Genomic DNA, 17734 nt, shown 5'->3' with positions numbered 1-17734 from the left:
TTTTTGGTCATAGCTGATTAAAAAATATTTATTTTCATTCGCGTGCAACCTTTGGTCCCGTTCAGGCATCTACTCTATAACAAACAAATGATGAAGTTGACGCAAACCTATACAATTAACGATTTGATGGATGGCTGTAAGGCTGGCGACCGGAAGATGCAGGAATTGCTTTACAGGCAGACGGCATCGAAGATGCTGGCGGTTTGCATGCGTTATGCCCGCGACAGGATGGAGGCGGAAGATGTGTTGCAGCAAGGCTATATTAAAGTTTTTCAGAAGGTCAGTGCCTATCGCGGAGAGGGATCTTTTGAAGGATGGATAAGACGTGTGATGGTGAATACTGCCATTGAAAGCTACCGTAAAAATCTAAGGACACTGAATATCGTACCTATTGAAGATGCCTATGAACAGCCGTCTGAAGGCTTTGACTTTAGTCGCCTGGGGATGCAGGATTTAATGGGACTGATCCGGAAACTTGCGGATGGTTACCGTATGGTTTTTAATATGTACGCTATTGAGGGATATTCACACAAGGAAATTGCAGAAACCCTGGGGATTTCAGAGGGGGCGAGTAAGTCGCAGCTTTCCCGTGCAAGAGCGATTTTAAAAGAAGAAATAATAAAACTGGAGGGCATAGATTATGCAACAAATGCAGGATAATGAATTTGATAAGTTATTTAGAGATAGGTTTGAAGAAGCTGAGGTAATGCCTTCTACCGATCTGTGGAATAACATAGAACAGCAGCTGGTACCCCGGCGCAAACATACTTTTCCATTTTACTGGATGGCTGCGGCTGCTGTGGTGGCTCTTGTTGCCGTAGGATTGGTTTTTAACCGCCCACAAAAAATACAGCTTCAGGGACCTGTTGCAGTTATTGAACCCTCAGCTAACCAGTGGCAGAAAACTACAGTGGTGGTGTCGGATGTGCCTGCTGAAGTTCAGCAGACTGCCGCGAACCCGCACATTGGTGGTAAACAGAAACAGTTCATCGATGAGAAAGCTCAAAAAGCTACTGATGAAAAATTACCTGCGCCTGCTGCTGCTGCCTTTAATGAAGATGATCGGGTTAAACAGCAGATGAATGCTAAGGTAAGAAAGGAAGATGCCGTGATCAAAATGATGGCTCATGGTGTAAACGGAGGTGTAAAAGATGAATTAAATCATAATTCAGAAAAAAATGTAAACCCGATGCAACCTAATGAAGTTATTGCCCGTCTTACTACCAAAGAGGCTTCCGTGGAACAACCGAAAGAAGTGATTGTCATGGCAAGTACTGATGTTCCTCTGTTAACTAAAGATGAAGTGATCAATGATAATGATGAGCGTGACAGGAGAGGAATAAGAAATGTTGGTGACCTGATCAATTATGTGGTAGAGAAGGTAGACAAGAGGGAAGAGAAGTTTATCCAGTTTAAAACAGATGACGATGATAATTCTTCCATCATAGGGATTAATATCGGGATGATAAGATTTAGTAATAGAAAACATAAATAAGGGCACATGCTGCTGAAAAAGACGCTCAAATAATGCTGGAAAAGACGCTCAAATAATAAAGACACATAAATAGATAATTAAGACACACAAATAAACCTGAATATGAAACATCTGATTTTAACAACTTTACTGGTAAGCGGACTTGCCGGTATGATCTCTCCCACTGCACAGGCACAAGACCAGGATACCATTGTCCGCAGAGAAAGAAAATTCTCGGTAGACCTTTCTTTCGGTGATAAATATGAAAAATCGAAAAAGGACACGACAAAAACTGCATCGGCTTCTAAAGGCCGGTTTATGGGGGGGATTACCTTTACAAGACTGGACATCGGATTCTCCAGGTTAATTGATAATGGCAGTTTCTCTTTGTCGCCTGAAAATGATTTCCTGGATTATAAAGGATCAAAAACAAGTACACTGTCATTTGATGTTTTGTACTTCGGCTACCGTTTCAACCCGAATTTTAAAGTATATGTTGCCGGTGGGTTTGACTGGACATTGATCAGATTGAAAAATGATTATACCATTATTCCGAATTCACGTGAGCTGAGTTATATTGACGAAGGAATTGATTTCAGCAAAAACAGACTTTCAAGCAGCTATGTACACATTCCTTTGAACTTTGAATTGAGGACCAAAGAGAATGATAAAGGCAAAAGATTCTATTTTATCTTTGGCCCGGAAGTGAGCTTCCTGCTGAATGGTAAGGTGAAACAAATCAGCGATGAGCGCGGCAAAGAAAAGATCAGGGATGATTATAACTTCCAGCCGGTACGTTTAGGCGGTACAGTGAGATTGGGCTATGGTGGTATAGGACTTTTCACTAAATATGCTTTCAATGACATGTTTGATACCGCTGCACAGAAAGGATTAAAAAATATGTCATTTGGTATCACCTTCGGTCTGAATTAGATTTTGTACGCTTCGTTAAGGTCGTTTATCGCCTGAAGGAGCGCTACCTCTCCAAAATATTTGCACACACAAATGTAACCCAACCTCTCAGGATCTTCCCTGGGAGGTTTTTTATGTCACGCTGATTTAAATTCAGCTGAAATACTGAGGTATTTTCCCGTTGAAACGTATCTTTACGACGTGGACGAAAATATTATAAGTGTTAAAAATTTAACGAAACAATACCAGACAGCGCAGGCTTCAGGGATCAGGGATATCAATTTTGATATCAAAAGAGGAGAAGTTGTTGCCATTATCGGTGAAAGCGGAAGTGGTAAATCGACGCTGTTGAAATCAATCTTCGGATTATTGAAAACAGATACAGGAGAAGTTATTTTTAATGGCAAAAGGGTATTAGGACCTGATGAGCAGCTTATTCCGGGACACAAAGAGATGAAAATGGTTACCCAGGATTTTTCATTGAATATTTATGCAAAGGTGTACGATAATATTGCTTCCCAGCTTTCGAATACCAATATTAAATCCAAGCAGGAAAAGACGGTAGCGATCATGGAACATTTGCGTATTGACCATCTGCGCGATAAAAAGATTATCGAATTAAGTGGTGGTGAGCAGCAAAGGGTGGCTATTGCCCGTGCCATGGTGACCGATACGCAATTGCTTTTGTTGGATGAGCCTTTCAGTCAGGTGGACGCGCTATTAAAAAATCAGTTGCGTGCGGATATTAAACGTATTGCTGCTGAAACCGGGGTAACGGTGATCATGGTTTCACATGATCCGGCAGACGGGCTGTTTTTAGCCGATGTGCTGCTTTTAATTAAAGAGGGGCAGCTGATCCAGAAGGGAGAGCCATCTCACGTTTACAATCATCCGGAGCATGTGTATACCGCACAATTACTGGGCAATGCAGTAGTGCTTCCAATGGAAGATGCATTGAAGTTAGGGATGACATCCGCTAAAGGAAAAGAAGTATTATTCTATCCGGAATGGGTGGAACTTAAAAATACCTGGAACAGCAAACGTTATGAGGTGAAGGATGTGTATTATAAAGGATTTTATGAAGAGCTGCTGCTGGAAAGAAATGGGGTAACCATCAGGGCTATTCATTTAAACAGGGGAGAGCATAAAAAAAACGACCACGTTCAGGCGAACATTGGTCGTTTCTTGGAATTTTAGTAGGTATAATTCAGGTCTGTTTATAACGAAGAACGGACAATGACAACTTTTACCCGTGTAGTATAATTTGGCCTGGCAGGAATCTCCGCACTTGTTCCGGAAGTTTGAATGTATAAAGTCACATTTCCTGGGGTAATGTCATAACTCCAGCTTAAACCGTCATAAACAAAAGGTATTTTATCATACGTGTCATTGTCACCTCTTGATATCATTAAGGAAACATCATCGTTTTCAAAAGTTTCCCTATCAATCTCTGAAGCTGGTATGTTCACTGAATAAGTTTGAGTCGTGGAATTGTATTGCCACTCATTGGGCTGTACATAGTCTAAGAAAGTGAGGTTGGGGATGGTATCATTCGGGACATAGACTTCCTTCTCGCAGGAAACCAGTCCGATAGTTGCTATAAATAACAGCAGGAGTATTGATTTTTTCATATTTGTGTGTTTAGGAATCATCAGCAATTCTTTTGCCAAATCTATAGTTACACAAATATAATTAGGAAATATCAGATTATCCCCATCACTACTGTAAAAAATAGGAGAGGGATGTCCGGTTAAGAAACATCCCTCTACAGTTTAAACAGGGTATTCAAATTTATCTTTAATTCTTCTTCGCCATAATTTTCAGGTCATGAAAACTACAGCGGTAAGGCCTGTTTTAGTTGGGGCAAAACAGTTGAACTTTGTCATTCCTGGTTAAACCAGGTATTCAAAAAGTGTCTGGTCATTATTCAGTTCAATCACATCAAACTTGAATTCTGCCATCCTCTGTTTTAGTGAAGCATAATCACTGCTCTCCTGCAGTTCAATACCGACCAATGCAGGACCATTTTCCCGATTGGTTTTCTTGATGAATTCAAAACGGGTAATGTCATCATTAGGACCGAGAACGTTATTTACGAAAGCTTTAAGTGCTCCTGGTCTTTGTGGGAAGCGGACAATGAAATAATGTTTGAGTCCTTCAAAGAGCAATGATTTCTCTTTAATTTCCTGCATCCGCTCAATGTCGTTATTGCCGCCACTAACAATACAGACTACATTTTTACCTGCAATCGTATCTTTCAACTGATCAAGAGCAGCTACTGCCAATGCACCTGCGGGTTCCACTACGATCGCATCTTCGTTGTATAACTTGAGGATCGTTGTACAGATTTTACCTTCAGGGATCAAGAGCATCTGGTCCAGTAATTCACTGCAGTACTCAAAGGTGAGGTTTCCTACTCTTTTGACAGCTGCACCGTCCACGAAGCGGTCAATATAATCCAGTGTTACCGGACTTCCATTTTTTAATGCCTGGTTCATTGATGGTGCACCTTCAGGTTCCACACCGATCAGCTGTATGGCAGGATTGATATTTTTGAAATAACTTCCTACCCCTGATGCCAGTCCGCCACCACCAATAGGCATGATCACCACTTCAGTTTCCGGAAGGTCCTGGTAAATTTCTACACCAACAGTACCCTGGCCTTCTATAATTTTAGCGTTATCGAAAGGAGGAATAAATACCATATGATGTGCAGCAGTGTAAATCAGCGCTTCTTTCATGCAATCGTCAAAAGTATCACCTACTAAAACGATTTTGATGTTGTCGCCGCCAAACATTTCTGTCTGTTTGATTTTTTGCCTCGGTGTAATCTCCGGCATAAAAATCACCCCCTGAATGTTTAGCTTCTTACAGGAATAAGCCACCCCTTGTGCATGGTTTCCCGCACTGGCACATACTACTCCGCTTTTCATCTGTTCTTCCTCAAGTGTGCTTATCATATTATAAGCACCCCTCAGTTTGTAAGAACGCACCACCTGTGAATCTTCTCTTTTTAAATAGATTTTTGCATTGTATTTCTTCGATAAGCCTTCATTATACTCCAATTGGGTATGTTTTACGGTATCGGCTATACGTGCTGCTGCGGAGTTAAAATCCAGCTCTATTTCTCTTTCTACGCTCATGTTTATAAAAATTTATTCAATGCATCCAGATAGGCATCGGCAGAAGCTTTCACGATATCCGTGCTGAAGCCATAGCCCAGGTATGACTTGTCCTCATAAGAAACCCTCATATTCACTTTACTTACATCGTCACTGCCCCCATGAATAGCAAGGATAGTAAACTCTTTCAATTGAATATCTTTTCCTATAATGCGCTCAATAGCTTTAATCGTTGCATTTACGGGGCCATTACCTTCTGCTTGTGCTTCATGTTCCACGCCTTCATGCTCCAATTTTACCGTTGCTGTAGGATTCACATGGTCACCACATACGACCTGTAATGAGTTTAGCTTATATCCGTTTTTGTAGGTGTCTTCTTCTCCATCGCTCATTAAAGCCAGAAGGTCATCATCTTTGATTTCTTTCTTCGAATCGGCTACCAACAGGAATTGCTCATATACCTGATCCAGGTTAATTTTGTCAATCTCATAACCCAATCTTTCCAGGTGATGTTTTAAGGCATGACGACCACTGCGTGCCGTAAGGATAATCTCAGAGGAGTTGATCCCTACATCCTCAGGATTGATAATTTCATAGTTTTCCCTGTGTTTAAGGAAACCATCCTGGTGAATACCAGAGCTATGGGCAAATGCATTCTGACCAATAATTGCTTTATTGGGCTGTACTGGCATACGCATCATACGGCTCACCATATTGCTGATCTGGCTGAAATGTTTGGTATTGATGTTGGTATGAAGGTTTAATGCATGGTGCGTTTTTAAGACCATCACCACTTCTTCAAGGGCCGTATTCCCGGCACGTTCCCCAATTCCATTAATGGTACACTCAATCTGACGTGCGCCATTGATGACTCCAGCCAGTGAGTTGGCAGTCGCTAATCCAAGGTCATTGTGGCAATGTACGGAAATGATGGCCTGATCTATGTTTTTAACATTTTCTTTCAGGTATAGGATCTTTGAGCCGTATTGATCAGGCAGGCAGTAACCATTCGTGTCGGGAATGTTGACTACTGTTGCTCCTGCGGCAATGACTGCTTCGATCATCTGTGCAAGAAACTCATTGTCTGCACGACCGGCATCTTCTGCATAGAATTCAATATCTTCCACAAATTGCTTTGCATATTTAACGGCTTCCACAGCACGTCCAAGGATATCTTCACGGGTACTGTTGAATTTGTATTTGATGTGCATATCGGAAGAACCAATACCGGTATGGATACGCGGGCGTTTGGCATATTGTAATGCCGCAACTGCAGCATCAATGTCGCCTTTGTTGGCCCTTGTTAAGGCGCAGATAATAGGGTCATTTACTGCTTTTGAGAGTTCAACCACACTTTGGAAATCTCCAGGACTGGATATAGGAAACCCCGCTTCAATTACATCTACGCCCAGTGCTTCCAGTGCTTTCGCAATTTCAATCTTTTCCGGGGTGGACAATTGGCACCCTGGTACCTGTTCACCATCCCTTAAGGTGGTGTCAAATATGTAAACTTTATTCGGGTCATGTAACATATAGTGTGCAGTTTATTGTTTTGTGTATGTGTTTTGTGTAATAAATTTCAAGACGAGTTTACCCATCTCTTCGGTGCCCAATACTTTGTACGGACTGGTGCTGTCATCAGCGATATCACCTGTTCTGAATCCTTCTTTCAACACCTGGTCTACCGCGGCAATGATCACCTGTGCTTCTTCTTTCAGGCCGAAACTGATCTCGAGCATCAGTGCAACAGAAAGTATAGAAGCGAGTGGGTTAGCCAGATTTTTACCGGCAATATCATGTGCAGAACCATGGATGGGTTCAAAGAATCCGGTTCCATCACCTACAGAAGCTGAAGCCAGCATGCCCATAGAACCCGCAATCTGTGAAGCTTCATCGGTAAGGATATCGCCGAACAGGTTTGCTGTCAATACCACATCAAACTGTTTCGGATCTTTAATCAGCTGCATGGCTGCATTATCAATGAACATATGGGTAGTTTCCACTTCAGGATATTGTTTGGCTATTTCCTGAACAGTTTCCCGCCATAGTCTTGAGCTTTCCAATACGTTAGCTTTATCTACTGAACATAATTTCCTGCCTCTTTGCATCGCTGCTTCATAAGCTTTGTGGGCGATTCTTTCTACCTCATAACGGTGGTAAATCATCAGGTCAGATGCAGTATGTCTATCTTCAGATCTGGTTTTATCTCCAAAATACACATCCCCGGTCAGTTCACGAAAAAACAGGATATCTGTACCTTTCAGGATAGAAGCTTTAATGCTTGATGCATTCAGCAGTTCATCAAAAAGCATGATGGGACGCAGGTTCGCATACAATCCCAGTTCCTTACGGATTTTTAAGAGACCTTGCTCAGGTCTTACTTTTAAAGAGGGATCATTGTCATATTTTGCATGTCCCACTGCACCGAAAAGGATTGCATCACTTTTTTTCGCTTTTTCAAGTGTTTCATCGGGTAGTGGATTACCTGTTGCTTCAATGGCCGCATGACCCATCAGGGCTTCATCAAAAGAAAACTCATGGTTGAAACTCTCTGCTATTTGTGTCAGTACTGCTTTTCCCCAGGTGGTTACTTCTGGTCCGATACCGTCGCCAGGTATAACTAGTATATTTTTTTTCATTATAATATAATTATTTTTTAAGGTAATGAAGCGATCATAAGCTTATTTATTGCTGTTTGTTAGTGGTAAGCTGATGATCGTTTCATTAGTGTATCATTGTTTTTTAAAGGCGATGAAATGATCATCAGCTTATTCATTGCTATTTGTTAGCGGAAAGCTGATGATCGCTTCATTGTCTAAATGCTTGCTAATTTGTTCTCGACGGATTTTACCTCGCCGTTTTCTAGTAAAATTCTTTTCTCTATGGTATCCGGTAACTGCGATTCAAAATGGCCTACATAAATCAAAGTGGTTCCATTTTTACACAATTCATCTACCAGACTGTTAAAATATTGCGTCTGCTGTTCGTCTAAACCCTGGCAGGGTTCATCCAGGATCAGTAATTCCGGATTTTTTATAATTGTTCTGCCCAGCATGGCCAGTCGCTGCTTACCTAAAGGAAGCTGGTTCATCAGCCTGTTTTTATAGGCGGAAAGCCCGAAATAGTCAATCAGCTCATCTGCCTGAGCCCGCTTAGTATAACCGGGTTCACAAAATAAGCCTGAGCTGTCATAGAAACCTGAGATCACACAGTCCTGTACGGTTGCAGAAGGATCAAAATACCAATGTAATTCCGGCGATATTAATCCGATACGCTGTTTAATGTCCCAGATGCTTTCACCACTTCCCCTTTTGTTGCCAAAAAGAGAGAAGTTATTGGCGTATGCCTGTGGATGATCACCGGTAATCAGGCTCAGTAAAGTTGATTTTCCTGAACCATTGTGTCCCTGCAATAGCCATTTTTCTCCTGCTTTTACTTCCCAGTTGATGTTCTTCAGCACCTGTTTTTCACCATAACTGATATTGACATCCACCATGCTGATGATGCTCTCCGCAGAAGAAACGGGTGAATCATTTAAAAATTCAGGAAATGGTTTTCCTGTTTCTTCCACCTGTACGTTAATATAGGCTCCTGCAGAACTTTGTTCCAGTTTACCGTCTTTGATTTCTGCAAAAGCGTTTAGGCAGGAAGGTAATTCCCTGTCATTGCTGATTAAAATCAGTTGGGTTCCGCCTTCGGTGATGTCTTCCAGGAGACTGTTTAAATGCTGACGGGAAAGTTTGTCCAATCCGTTGTAGGGTTGGTCAAGAATGAGCAGCTGTGGTCTGAACCATAAAGCTTTAACCAATTGCAGTTTTTTATGTTCACCGCTGGACAACTGGATGAGGGTAGAGTTGATCAATGCGGAAAAGCCCAGTGCCTCAACGAGTTTTTGGGCATCTGAGAACTGAAGCTGATGTTTTTTTGCATAACCTTCCAGCTCAGCCTTCACTGTGGCGGTAGTTTCTGTGGCCTGTTTGTTGTAACGTTGCTGATAATAGAAATTGGACTGGCCTTCTAAATCTGTAAACTGATACCAGTTGGCTACATAGTGTGCAACTGCAGGTCGTGTACTGTGGGGATCGAAAGAAATCCCGATACTGCCCTGAACCTTGACCTGCCCGGCAATTGCCTTCGCTAATGATGTCTTGCCACTTCCACTGATACCACGCAATAACCAGTTTTCATGACGGTTGATTATCCAGTTCAAATCCTGCAATACCGGTTTGTGGTGGTATTGTAGGTTCAGATGGGTAATATGGACGACGGGATTTGACATTATTTTGCTTGTTCGAATTCTTCAATTAATTGTTTCTGGTTTAAGATGAAGTCGATGTCATCATAACCATTGATTAAGCACGATTTTTTGTAGGCATTGATTTCAAAATCTGCCTTTTCGCCGGTAGATACAATCGTTACCGTTTGCTGCTCTAAATCAATATCAAGTTCTGCCTGATGGTCTTTACTGACTGCAGTGAAAATTGCTGACAGGAACTCATCGCTTACCTGAATAGGAAGAAGACCATTGTTTAATGCATTTCCTTTGAAGATATCAGCAAAGAAACTGCTGATCACCGCATCAAATCCAGCATCCTGGATAGCCCAGGCAGCATGTTCACGGCTACTGCCACAACCGAAGTTTTTTCCAGCCACCAGGATTCTACCCTTGTAGGCAGGGTCATTGAGTACAAAATCTGGTTTAGGTGTATGATCACCATTGTAACGCCAGTCGCGGAACAGATTCTCACCGAAACCTTCACGGGTTGTCGCTTTTAAAAACCTTGCCGGAATAATCTGGTCGGTATCAATGTTCTCTATATTTAATGGCACAATTGCCGATGTTAATCTCTCGAACTTTTTCATCAGGATATATTGTTTTTTAAAGGTGATGAAGCTATCACGTGCCTATTCATTGCTGTTTGTAAGCAGTAGGCTTATTGATGTTTCATTAGTGAATATTTATTCTTTACCTGAATTCAGGAGGCCACAAGCTTGGTTTTTCACTATTATTGCTCTGCTTATAGCTTTCATGAGCTCATTCTCTTTTAATAGGTTCTGAATTCGTCACTGGATCTGCCTTCAACTAAGCGACAGTCAGCATTTCCCTTACATCGGTAATTTTTCCTGTTACAGCAGCAGCAGCGGCAGTAAGGGGGCTTACCAGTAGGGTTCTTGCATCAGGGCCCTGTCTGCCTTCAAAATTCCTGTTGGAGGTAGAAACGCAGTATTTCCCCGCAGGAATTTTATCTTCATTCATTCCCAGGCAGGCACTGCATCCCGGTTCGCGAAGCTGAAAGCCTGCTTGCTGGAATATTTTATCGAGACCTTCATTGATGGCTTGTTGTTCTACCTGTTTTGACCCTGGAACAATCCATACCGTTACATGCTCTGCTTTTTGTTTGTCTTTTACGAATTCGGCGACTTCACGCAAATCTTCAATACGGGAATTGGTGCAGCTGCCAATAAATACGTAATCCACAGGTTTTCCTATCAATGAAGAATCGTCATCAAAACCCATATAATCCAATGCTTTCTGATAAGACAACTGTTCCTTATCAGGCTGGGAGGTTGTTGATGGAATATGTTCTTTAATCCCCATACCCATACCTGGATTTGTTCCATAGGTAATCATAGGGGCAATATCTTCAGCAGCGAAAGTCAATACGCTGTCAAATGCAGCGTCCGCATCGCTGTATAATGTTTTCCAGTAAGCAAGGGATTTATCCCATTCTTCACCTGCAGGAGCAAACTCCCTGCCTTTAATATAATCGAAAGTGATCTGGTCAGGAGCAATTAATCCGCCTCTGGCACCCATTTCGATACTCATGTTACAGATTGTCATTCTGGCTTCCATACTTAAAGCCTCAATTGCCGAACCTGCATATTCAATAAAATAACCTGTACCGCCGGCAGCAGATATTTTAGAGATGATGTATAAAATAATGTCTTTAGCACCAACACCTTTTTCAAGTTTCCCGTTCACTTCAATTTTCATTGTTTTAGGTCTCTGCTGCAACAAACATTGCGTAGCAAACACCTGTTCTACCTGTGAGGTACCGATACCGAATGCGATGGCCCCAAAGGCACCATGTGTTGAGGTATGGCTGTCACCGCAAACCATTGTTTTTCCTGGCAGGGTGATACCGAGTTCCGGCCCGATCACATGTACAATTCCCTGGAAAGGGTGACCCAATCCATACAGTTCGATACCGAATTCTGCACAGTTTTTGGTGAGCATATCCACCTGATAACGCGAAAGTTCCTCTTTAATCGGCTGAAGCTGATTAATGGTAGGAACATTGTGGTCGGCAGTGGCAACAGTTTGTTGCGGACGGAAAACAGGTAATCCTCTTTTGCGTAAGCCGTCAAAAGCCTGAGGAGAGGTTACTTCGTGTATTAAGTGTGTATCAATGTATAAAATATCAGGAAATCCTGTTTCGCTTTTTACAACGTGTGCATCCCAAATTTTTTCTACTAATGTTTTTGACATCGTTATTGTTTTTTTATAAACCTCCCAGGCTATTTCACCTGAGAGGTTCTTGTCGTTTTTTATACTGTTTTAATCGATTTCATTGCAGTCATTGCTTTTCTCAATTCAGCACCGATCAGTTCTACTTCATGAGAACGGATCACTTCATTTACTGAGATCAATGTCCTGTTATCTACAGAACCGTCTTTACCTTCATTATAGTTTTTACCAATCAGGTCTGTATCTACGCGGGTCATGAAATCTGCCAGTAGGGGCTTACAAGCATGATCAAATAAATAGCAACCATACTCAGCAGTGTCAGAGATCACCCTGTTCATTTCAAATAATTTCTTACGCGCAATGGTATTTGCAATCAGTGGGGTTTCGTGCAATGATTCATAATAAGCAGACTCAGGTTTAATTCCTGCCTCTACCATGGTTTCGAATGCCAGTTCCACACCTGATCTTACAAAAGCAACCATCAGTAAGGCATGGTCAAAATACTCTTGCTCGCCAATTTTAACCTCACCTGCAGGTGTTTTTTCAAAAGCGGTTTCGCCGGTTGCAGCACGCCATGCCAACAGGTTTTTATCACCTGCTGCCCAGTCTTCCATCATGATACGGCTAAATTCACCACTCATGATATCATCCTGATGTTTCTGAAACAAGGGGCGCATGATCGTTTTCAATTCTTCTGAAACTTCAAAAGCTTTGATCTTCGCTACATTACTCAGTCTGTCCATCATTGCCGTAATACCACCTTGTTTCAAGGCTTCAGTAATTACTTCCACGCCATATTGAACCAGTTTGGAAGCATAACCTGCATCGATTCCTTTTTCCACCATTTTATCAAATGAAAGGATAGAACCTGTTTGTAACAAACCACAAAGGATAGTCTGTTCGCCCATTAAGTCAGATTTTACTTCAGCAACAAAAGAAGATTTTAAAACTCCTGCCCTGTGACCGCCTGTACCTACGCAATAAGCTTTTGCCTGTACCAGACCTTTTCCTTCCGGATCATTCTCAGGGTGTACTGCAATTAATGTAGGTACACCAAAGCCTCTTACATATTCTGCTCTCACTTCGCTTCCCGGACATTTAGGCGCAACCATGATGACAGTAATATCTTTACGTACCTGCATACCTTCTTCTACGATATTAAAGCCATGTGAGTATAACAGCGTAGCCCCTTTTTTCATTAATGGCATTACTGCATTAACTACAGCAGTATGTTGTTTATCTGGTGTAAGGTTAATCACTACATCAGCTTCAGGAACCAACTCTTCATAAGTACCTACAGTAAAATTATTGTCTGTAGCATTTTTCCATGAATCTCTTTTACCTTCAATAGCTTCTTTACGTAAGGTATACGCAACATTTAAACCACTATCTCTTAAATTTAAACCCTGGTTCAGGCCTTGTGCGCCACAGCCTATGATCACCAGTTTTTTTCCTTTTAATGCATTTACACCATCCAGAAATTCAGAACTGTCCATGAAATCGCAGACACCTAATTGGTTTAGTTTTTCTCTAAGAGGTAGTGTGTTAAAATAATTTGACATCGTTTTATTGTTTTTTGATTATTAAGGTTCGTTTTATTATTTATTAATGTTGATTTTTTATGGCTTATGGACTACATGGTGAAAACATTCTTTTCCTTATCAAGGAATTCGTTTTCAATTACTTCCTGTCCTGGTTCCAGTCTTTCAAACTCTCTCAGTTTGCTGTTAAATCCTTCGCTGTCTTTAATGATCGCTACTCTCGCACTGCGTACAAATTCGATCAGGCCGTAAGGCTGCAATACTTCGATCAGTTTATCTGTTTCCTGGCGGTGACCTGTGGTTTCGAACACGGTATAATCTTTACGGATCACCACTACTCTTGCGCCAAATTCACGCAATAATCTTTCTACAGATACTTTCTCTGCGATAGTGTCTGTCGGCACTTTGTACAAGGCCATTTCCTGCCAGATGATATCCTCATTTGTATTATAATATACTTTCAGGACTTCTACCTGTTTCTCAATTTGTCTGGCCAATTTACTGACTACCTCTTCGGTTTCGGTAATCAGGATATTGAAACGGTGGATGTGTTCAATTTCAGAAGGAGACACGTTAAGGCTTTCGATATTGATCTTTCTTCTCGAAAATATAATTGCAATACGGTTCAGTATACCGATCTGGTTTTCTGTATATACCGTGAAAGTAAATTCCTGTTTAGCATTCGCTAACTCTATATCCTGGGAATTGCTCATGATCATTAATTATTTTAGTCTGATTTCACTTACACTACAGCCCTGAGGAACCATAGGGAATACATTATGTTCTTTAGTTACCATTACTTCCATCAGGTAGGACCCTTTGGAATTCAGCATTTCTTCCAATGCTCCTTTCAGGTCTTCACGCTCCGTTACTTTTTTTCCGGGAATGTCGTACGCTGATGCCAGTTTCACAAAATCAGGACTGGTGATGTTCACGAAGGAATAACGTTTGTCATTGAACAGCTGCTGCCACTGGCGTACCATACCTAAGAACTGGTTATTCAGGATCAGGATTTTAACGTCTACATCAAACTGCATAATGGTACCCAGTTCCTGTAGTGTCATTTGGAATCCGCCATCACCGATCACTGCAACCACTGTACGGTCGGGTGTCCCAAATTTAGCACCTATAGCAGCAGGAAGGCCAAAGCCCATGGTACCTAAACCACCGCTGGTTACACTAAGGCGTGTGGTATTCAATTTTCCGTACCTGCAGGCTACCATCTGGTGCTGGCCCACATCACTTACGATCACTGCGTTTCCATTCGTCAAAATGTTCAGCTGATTGATCACTTCACCCATGGTCAGCTCTCCGCTTTCCGGATTCAGCTCTTTCTGGATCAGTTCTTCCTGTTCAATTTTATCGAAAGCTTTAAATTCATTGTGCCATTCTTCATGGCTTTTTTCTTCAATCAGGCTGGTCAGTAAAGGTAAAGTCGCTTTACAGTCTCCCCATACAGGAACATCTGCCTTCACATTTTTATCTATCTCTGCAGGATCTATATCCAGGTGCACCACTTTTGCCTGTTTCGCATACTTGTCCAAACGGCCGGTCACCCTGTCATCGAAGCGCATTCCTATAGCAATTAATACGTCGCACTGATTGGTCTGTACATTCGGGCCATAGTTACCATGCATTCCTAACATCCCAACATTTAAAGGGTGATCTGAAGGAATCGCACCTGCACCGAGGATGGTCCATGCTGCCGGAATACCACTTTTTTCTACAAAAGCCTGGAATTCTGCCTCAGCATTCCCCAGTAAAACACCCTGTCCGAACAGGATAAATGGTTTTTTCGCACTGTTGATTAAAGCTGCGGCCTGATTGATATATTCATTCCTGATGATGGGTTTGGGGCGGTAGCTGCGGATATGATTGCATGGGGTATATCCTTCATAGTCAAACAGCTGTATTTGTGCATTTTTAGTAATGTCAATCAGTACAGGGCCTGGTCTTCCACTGCGTGCAATATAAAAAGCTTTGGCCAACACAGCCGGAATTTCATTTGCATCCGTTACCTGGTAATTCCATTTAGTTACAGGAGTGGTAATGTTAATCACATCTGTTTCCTGGAAAGCATCGGTTCCCAGCAGGTGTGCAAACACCTGACCGGTGATACAAACCATAGGGGTACTGTCAATCTGGGCATCTGCCAAACCTGTCACCAGGTTTGTTGCACCCGGTCCGCTAGTCGCGAATACGACACCCACTTTTCCTGAGGTACGTGCAAATCCCTGTGCTGCATGTGTTGCGGCCTGCTCGTGTCTCACCAGGATATGGTTTAACTTTTCCTTGTAATCATAAATTGCATCATATATTGGCATGATAGCGCCACCCGGATAACCGAAAATGGTTTCCGTGCCTTCGGCGATTAATCCTTCCAATAGCGCAACTGAACCCGTAACCGTAGTGGTTTTCTTTGGTGTCGATGGGGCGGTTGCTTCCTCTTGTGCTATTTCCATTTTTTTAGTTTTTTAATGTAGAGATCCTGGTTAATTAATCAGTGTAGGCATCTGTTACGCAGCCTTCACTGGCATTACTTACTTGTTTAAGGTATTTGTATAGTACGCCGCTTTTGACGGGTGGTGGAAGCTGTTTCCATTCCGCTTTTCTTTTCGCCAGTTCCTCATCTGAAATATTTAAATGCAAAGTATTGTTAACCGCATCGATAGTGATGATATCATCATCCTGTACCAGACCAATTGTTCCACCTTCCCAGGCTTCCGGTGTAATGTGTCCCACTACGAAACCGTGTGTACCACCAGAGAAACGCCCGTCGGTAATCAGTGCAACAGATTTACCCAAACCAGCGCCAATAATTGCTGAGGTAGGTTTTAACATTTCGGGCATTCCCGGTGCGCCTTTAGGGCCTACCTGAACAATCACTACCACATCTCCGGGACTCACTTTTCCGCTTTGTATTCCTGCGATTAAGGATTGTTCCCCCTGGAAAACACGCGCAGGGCCTTCAAATCTCTCTCCTTCTTTACCACTGATCTTAGCAACAGAACCTTTTTCAGCAAGGTTACCGTACAACATTTGCAGGTGACCTGTTTGCTTCAGTGCCTGTTCAATAGGGAAGATAATTTTCTGGGTTTCAAAATCAAGGTCAGCAGCATCAGCAACATTCTCAGCAAGTGTTTTGCTGGTCACCGTTAAGCAGTCCCCATGTAAAAGACCTACTTTCAACAGGTATTTCAATACCGCAGGGATACCGCCAATTTCATGAAGGTCTTCCATTAAATACTGTCCACTTGGTTTCAAATCTCCCAAAACAGGGGTATTGTCACTGATATGCTGGAAATCCTGAAGATCCAGATTCAGTCCCACAGACTTTGCCATGGCAATAAGGTGCAAGACTGCATTTGTAGATCCACCCAATACCATAACGGTAACAATCGCATTGTGAAATGCTTTCTCCGTCATGATATCTGAAGGAAGGATATTTTTTTCTAATAAAACGCGGATAGCTTTACCGGCATCCAGGCATTCCTGTTTTTTCTCCTCACTCACTGCAGGGTGTGAAGAGCTGTAAGGTAAACTCATTCCTAAAGCTTCGATGGCAGAAGCCATTGTATTTGCAGTATACATCCCTCCACAGGCACCGGCTCCCGGACAAGTGTGGCGGATAATACCCTGATAATCTTCTTCCGATAAGTTTCCTGCTAATTTTTGTCCCAATGCTTCAAAAGAGGACACGATATTCAGTGCTTTTCCCTTATATTTTCCAGAGTGGATACTTCCTCCATACACCATGATTGATGGTCTGTTCAGACGTCCCATCGCCATAATTGAACCTGGCATATTTTTATCACAGCCAGGTATGGTAATCAGGCCATCGTAGTATTGTCCACCACAAATCGTTTCGATAGAGTCGGCAATCACATCCCTTGATACCAGGGAATAACGCATACCGTCAGTACCATTCGACATTCCATCACTCACACCGATGGTACCAAAAGTCAAACCTACCATATCATTTTTCCACACGCCGTCTTTGACAATCTGAGCCAGTCCGTTTAAGTGCATGTTGCAGGTATTTCCATCGTATCCCATGCTGGCAATACCGACCTGTGCTTTACTCATGTCTTCTGTGGTCAGGCCAATTCCATACAACATCGCTTGTGCGCCTGGTTGAGTAGGGTCTTGTGTAAATGTTTTACTATAACGGTTTAGTTCTGGTGATTCTGACATTTTTTTTTACGCTTAATAATTT

15 protein-coding genes are annotated in these 17734 nt (G+C 42.2%); 4 read left to right on the top strand and 11 right to left on the bottom strand.

The features are described from left to right. The first annotated feature begins 90 nt into the window (after positions 1-90). The 4 genes from ACSBL2_RS21820 (at position 91) to ACSBL2_RS21805 (ending at position 3583) form a co-directional block, all read left to right on the top strand. Entirely contained in the window at positions 91-660 is a 570-nt protein-coding gene (locus ACSBL2_RS21820; RefSeq protein WP_442592249.1) for an RNA polymerase sigma factor, read from the top strand. After that, positions 641-1495: a hypothetical protein gene (locus ACSBL2_RS21815; protein ID WP_442588676.1), complete on the top strand. Its 855-nt coding sequence runs from the start codon at positions 641-643 to the stop codon at positions 1493-1495. The genes ACSBL2_RS21820 and ACSBL2_RS21815 overlap by 20 nt, the downstream gene beginning before the upstream one ends. Positions 1496-1597: 102 nt before the next feature. Continuing rightward, positions 1598-2407 carry an outer membrane beta-barrel protein gene (locus ACSBL2_RS21810; RefSeq protein ID WP_442588675.1) on the top strand — a complete coding sequence of 270 codons (810 nt, stop codon included), beginning with the start codon at positions 1598-1600 and terminating at the stop codon, positions 2405-2407. Between the two features lie 180 nt (positions 2408-2587). Then, complete coding sequence (locus ACSBL2_RS21805; RefSeq protein WP_442588674.1) at positions 2588-3583, top strand: ABC transporter ATP-binding protein; 996 nt, start codon at positions 2588-2590, stop codon at positions 3581-3583. 20 nt (positions 3584-3603) lie between these two features. Here the strand turns inward: ACSBL2_RS21805 and ACSBL2_RS21800 are convergent, their stop codons facing one another. From ACSBL2_RS21800 to ilvD, 11 genes are all read right to left on the bottom strand, one after another. Beyond that, positions 3604-4017: a hypothetical protein gene (locus tag ACSBL2_RS21800; protein WP_442588673.1), complete on the bottom strand. Its 414-nt coding sequence runs from the start codon at positions 4015-4017 to the stop codon at positions 3604-3606. Positions 4018-4278: 261 nt separating this feature from the next. Further along, on the bottom strand, positions 4279-5529 hold the full coding sequence (gene ilvA / locus ACSBL2_RS21795) for a threonine ammonia-lyase IlvA (protein ID WP_442588672.1): 1251 nt from the start codon (positions 5527-5529) through the stop codon (positions 4279-4281). A 2-nt stretch (positions 5530-5531) separates the two neighbouring features. Beyond that, the gene (locus tag ACSBL2_RS21790; protein ID WP_442588671.1) at positions 5532-7040 is read right to left on the bottom strand and encodes a 2-isopropylmalate synthase; all 1509 of its coding nucleotides are present in this window, start codon (positions 7038-7040) and stop codon (positions 5532-5534) included. 12 nt (positions 7041-7052) lie between these two features. Next, entirely contained in the window at positions 7053-8147 is a 1095-nt protein-coding gene (gene leuB / locus ACSBL2_RS21785; RefSeq protein WP_442588670.1) for a 3-isopropylmalate dehydrogenase, read from the bottom strand. A 176-nt stretch (positions 8148-8323) separates the two neighbouring features. Beyond that, on the bottom strand, positions 8324-9787 hold the full coding sequence (locus tag ACSBL2_RS21780; protein WP_442588669.1) for an ATP-binding cassette domain-containing protein: 1464 nt from the start codon (positions 9785-9787) through the stop codon (positions 8324-8326). After that, the gene (leuD, locus tag ACSBL2_RS21775) at positions 9787-10371 is read right to left on the bottom strand and encodes a 3-isopropylmalate dehydratase small subunit (RefSeq protein WP_442588668.1); all 585 of its coding nucleotides are present in this window, start codon (positions 10369-10371) and stop codon (positions 9787-9789) included. Before leuD ends, ACSBL2_RS21780 begins: the two co-directional genes overlap by 1 nt. Before the next feature lie 220 nt (positions 10372-10591). After that, positions 10592-11998 carry a 3-isopropylmalate dehydratase large subunit gene (gene leuC, locus ACSBL2_RS21770; protein ID WP_442588667.1) on the bottom strand — a complete coding sequence of 469 codons (1407 nt, stop codon included), beginning with the start codon at positions 11996-11998 and terminating at the stop codon, positions 10592-10594. Between the two features lie 59 nt (positions 11999-12057). Further along, positions 12058-13539: a ketol-acid reductoisomerase gene (gene ilvC / locus ACSBL2_RS21765; protein ID WP_442588666.1), complete on the bottom strand. Its 1482-nt coding sequence runs from the start codon at positions 13537-13539 to the stop codon at positions 12058-12060. A 71-nt stretch (positions 13540-13610) separates the two neighbouring features. Then, a complete protein-coding gene (ilvN, locus tag ACSBL2_RS21760; protein ID WP_442588665.1) occupies positions 13611-14231 on the bottom strand; it encodes an acetolactate synthase small subunit in 621 nt (206 codons plus the stop codon). A 9-nt stretch (positions 14232-14240) separates the two neighbouring features. Then, complete coding sequence (ilvB, locus tag ACSBL2_RS21755; protein WP_442588664.1) at positions 14241-15980, bottom strand: biosynthetic-type acetolactate synthase large subunit; 1740 nt, start codon at positions 15978-15980, stop codon at positions 14241-14243. 34 nt (positions 15981-16014) lie between these two features. Next, entirely contained in the window at positions 16015-17712 is a 1698-nt protein-coding gene (gene ilvD, locus ACSBL2_RS21750; protein ID WP_442588663.1) for a dihydroxy-acid dehydratase, read from the bottom strand. Between the last annotated feature and the right edge of the window lie 22 nt (positions 17713-17734).

Origin of the sequence: Pedobacter sp. AW31-3R (genome assembly GCF_052180285.1) — a bacterium.
Classification (GTDB): Bacteria; Bacteroidota; Bacteroidia; order Sphingobacteriales; family Sphingobacteriaceae; genus Pedobacter.
Note: the sequence above shows the minus strand (reverse complement) of the source record. Positions and strands in the feature narration are given on the sequence as shown.

What these genes read in the sequence shown, in the direction of transcription:
- leuB (WP_442588670.1), bottom strand. Translation starts at nt 8,147, where the DNA reads ATGAAAAAAAATATACTAGTTATACCTGGCGACGGTATCGGACCAGAA.
- leuD (WP_442588668.1), bottom strand. Translation starts at nt 10,371, where the DNA reads ATGAAAAAGTTCGAGAGATTAACATCGGCAATTGTGCCATTAAATATA.
- ilvD (WP_442588663.1), bottom strand. Translation starts at nt 17,712, where the DNA reads ATGTCAGAATCACCAGAACTAAACCGTTATAGTAAAACATTTACACAA.
- ACSBL2_RS21780 (WP_442588669.1), bottom strand. Translation starts at nt 9,787, where the DNA reads ATGTCAAATCCCGTCGTCCATATTACCCATCTGAACCTACAATACCAC.
- ACSBL2_RS21820 (WP_442592249.1), top strand. Translation starts at nt 91, where the DNA reads ATGAAGTTGACGCAAACCTATACAATTAACGATTTGATGGATGGCTGT.
- ACSBL2_RS21815 (WP_442588676.1), top strand. Translation starts at nt 641, where the DNA reads ATGCAACAAATGCAGGATAATGAATTTGATAAGTTATTTAGAGATAGG.
- ACSBL2_RS21810 (WP_442588675.1), top strand. Translation starts at nt 1,598, where the DNA reads ATGAAACATCTGATTTTAACAACTTTACTGGTAAGCGGACTTGCCGGT.
- ilvC (WP_442588666.1), bottom strand. Translation starts at nt 13,539, where the DNA reads ATGTCAAATTATTTTAACACACTACCTCTTAGAGAAAAACTAAACCAA.
- ilvB (WP_442588664.1), bottom strand. Translation starts at nt 15,980, where the DNA reads ATGGAAATAGCACAAGAGGAAGCAACCGCCCCATCGACACCAAAGAAA.
- leuC (WP_442588667.1), bottom strand. Translation starts at nt 11,998, where the DNA reads ATGTCAAAAACATTAGTAGAAAAAATTTGGGATGCACACGTTGTAAAA.
- ACSBL2_RS21790 (WP_442588671.1), bottom strand. Translation starts at nt 7,040, where the DNA reads ATGTTACATGACCCGAATAAAGTTTACATATTTGACACCACCTTAAGG.
- ACSBL2_RS21800 (WP_442588673.1), bottom strand. Translation starts at nt 4,017, where the DNA reads ATGAAAAAATCAATACTCCTGCTGTTATTTATAGCAACTATCGGACTG.
- ilvN (WP_442588665.1), bottom strand. Translation starts at nt 14,231, where the DNA reads ATGAGCAATTCCCAGGATATAGAGTTAGCGAATGCTAAACAGGAATTT.
- ilvA (WP_442588672.1), bottom strand. Translation starts at nt 5,529, where the DNA reads ATGAGCGTAGAAAGAGAAATAGAGCTGGATTTTAACTCCGCAGCAGCA.